The organism is Candidatus Sericytochromatia bacterium, assembly GCA_035285325.1.
GTDB lineage: Bacteria > Cyanobacteriota > Sericytochromatia > S15B-MN24 > JAQBPE01 > JAYKJB01.
The window spans coordinates 1-2513 of the sequence record JAYKJB010000123.1; the positions used below are offsets into that span (position 1 = coordinate 1).

Below are 2513 nucleotides of genomic sequence, written 5' to 3' on the forward strand. Positions count from 1 at the left end.
TACCTCTCCGAGGCGATCGCCCCGGCCGGAGGGCGGCACATCCTGAACGTGTTCGTGAAGGCGCGCCAAGTCGGCGGGGAACTGGGGGTGCCCACGGATGATGTCATCACAAGGGTCGAGTGGGTGCTGCTGGCAGAGCTTCCCCACCTGACCTTATATCCGGCGATCGCCCCCGAGCTGCTCCGATCCGCGGCGGCTGACTTTCAGCACGAGATCCTTCACCTCGGTGCCCGCTGGACCTGAGGGTCCGTGAGCACAGCCAGATGACTGCAGAGCTCCCGGACGGGTGGGGCATTCACTCCACGGAGACTTCCGCAATCGAGGTGAAGAACCCGTTAGCAAAGTTGCCGGAGTACAGCGCGCCCTTGCTGGAGGTGGTGTTGGTCTCTGGGACGTCGATGCGGATGTAGCGACCGCTGGTCTCGGGCACGGCGAAGGTGTACCAGGTGGCCGCCAGCGAGGTCAGGCCCCGGAAGCTCTTCACGTAGGTCCAGTTGACCTTGTCATTGCTGGTGTAAAAGTCGATGGCCTTGGGGAAAGCCCCGCTGATGATTTCCGGAGGAGACAGCAGTTTGATGGAGCGGAAGGTGCGATTGACCTTCAGGTCAGCAATGGCGAACTCCCGCTGGCTGGTTCCCCGCACGGTCGAAACCCACATCGTGTCGTTCTTCCCGTCAGTCAGGAAGGCACTGGGATAGGCGGACCCGTAGAACACCGAGGAACTGTTCATGACGACATTGTTTTCCTCGCCGTTGAATGCCACCTCGGCAATTTGCGCGTAGTGCAGGGCATTGTCCGTGTTCTTCCGGGTTTCCGTGATGTTGAAACGCACGTAGCGCGCCTGGGTGGGCGTGATGTTCCAGCGGTGCCAGGTGGATTCCGGGATGCGGAAGTTGGTTTGCTGGATGACGGGCCGCCACGTCACGTCGTCATTACTCAATTCGATCGTGAACGAGGCAGGGAACAGGTAGCTGTAATGCCCCGCAGGGAGCGCCGCGATCGAGGTCAGGCGGGAGGATTGCCCCATGTCCAGGCGCATGAATTGCGGGGTCATCTCTGCCGTGCGCGCCGAGGACCAGAGCGTTTCCGAATTCTTGTCGACCGCCATGTCGGCCGGTGTCCGACCCGCCTCGTGCTCGCTGGAGACGCGCACCCCCATATCGTCGAGGATCAGGCCCAGCAGGTTGCCCATGGTATTGGAATCCATGGTGATCCGGCCGTTGCCGAAATAGGTGTCGAAGCCCGCCACGCCCTTGTCCACTGCCGTGCTGACAATCAGGCTTCGGAGCATGGTGGGGGACCAGCTGGGCTTGAGCGACTTGATCAGGGCCGCCTGGCCGGCCACGTGAGCCGCCGCGAATGAGGTGCCGCTGACCACGCCGTAGCCGCTGCCCAGGGTCGTGGTGAGAATGCTGTCGCCCGGTGCGGAGACGGTCATCCAGTCGCCGAAGTTGCTCCAGGCCGCCCGGCTGTCCGTGCTGTTGGTGGCGCCGACGGCCAGCAGGTTGAGCTGGTTCGACCAGGCGGCCGGGTACTGGCGCAGGTTGGTCCCCTCGTTGCCCATCGGGGCGGCCACGGTCACGTTGAAGGTGGTGGCGAACGAGACCGCGTCCCGAACGGCCGGGTCGTCAATGTTGGCGCCGATGCTCATGCAAATGACCGAGGCGCGGTTGCGCACGGCGTAATTGATGCCATCGATCAGGGACGCCGAGGTGGCCAGGCCACTGGAGTTGCTCACCTTGACCGGGAGAATGCGCGTCAGGGGCGCGAGCCCCGTGACGCCGACCTTGTCCTGAACGGCGGCGATGACGCCCGCCACCTGGGTGCCGTGGCCGTTGTCATCTTCGGTGAGACCGTTCTGGTCATAGGCGTTCCAGCCGCGCACGTCGTCGACGCGCCCGTTGCGATCGTCGTCGACGTTGTTGCCCGCCGTTTCGCCGGGGCTCACATAGATGTTGGTCGCCAGGTCGGGGTGGTTGGTCTGGATGCCTGTGTCGAGCACGGCCACTACCACGTCGGGCGAGCCTTTGGAGATGTCCCAGGCAGCTGGCGCATTGATGCGAGGCAGGGCCCATTGCTCCGGATAACGCGCATCTTCGGGCGCGCCTTTGGTCGAAAAGATGGCTTCCCGCGACACCTGGTCAAAGACCGCGTTGGCTTTCAAGCGCGTGGCCACCGTGTCGAAGGAGACGTCCGGATTGTGGCTGGCTACCAGGTAGTTCATGCCGGGGTAGCGATAGTAGGTGATGCCGGCCGCCTGCATGGCCGACTCGACCGTGGCGCGGGGGGCTCCGTCGCGGAAGCGGATCAACAGCCGGCCCGCGGTGTAGGGGGAGCGCGAGTCGACCGACGTCAGACGATAGACCGTCGCGCTGCCGTCGCGCACCGACAGCTGGCCACTCTTGGCACTGCCGGCCGGTAGCGTCAAGGTCACCATGTTCGGTTTGCGGTTGCTGACGGCCATCTCGGTGGTGCCGAAGAAGAACTTCACCGAGGCCCGGTCCAGGTTGGCC

Annotated in this window: 2 protein-coding genes; one reads left to right on the forward strand and one right to left on the reverse strand. The window is 64.1% G+C overall.

All coding sequences use genetic code 11. The features are described 5' to 3' along the window. Window positions 1-243, forward strand: a 243-nt coding sequence (locus VKP62_15310; protein MEB3198564.1) for a hypothetical protein, incomplete at its 5' end; no start/stop codon positions are given. Between the two features lie 52 nt (window positions 244-295). On the opposite strand, the gene VKP62_15315 is transcribed toward VKP62_15310, so the two are convergent. Further along, a partial coding sequence (locus VKP62_15315; GenBank protein MEB3198565.1) for a S8 family serine peptidase occupies window positions 296-2513 on the reverse strand: 2218 nt, incomplete at its 5' end.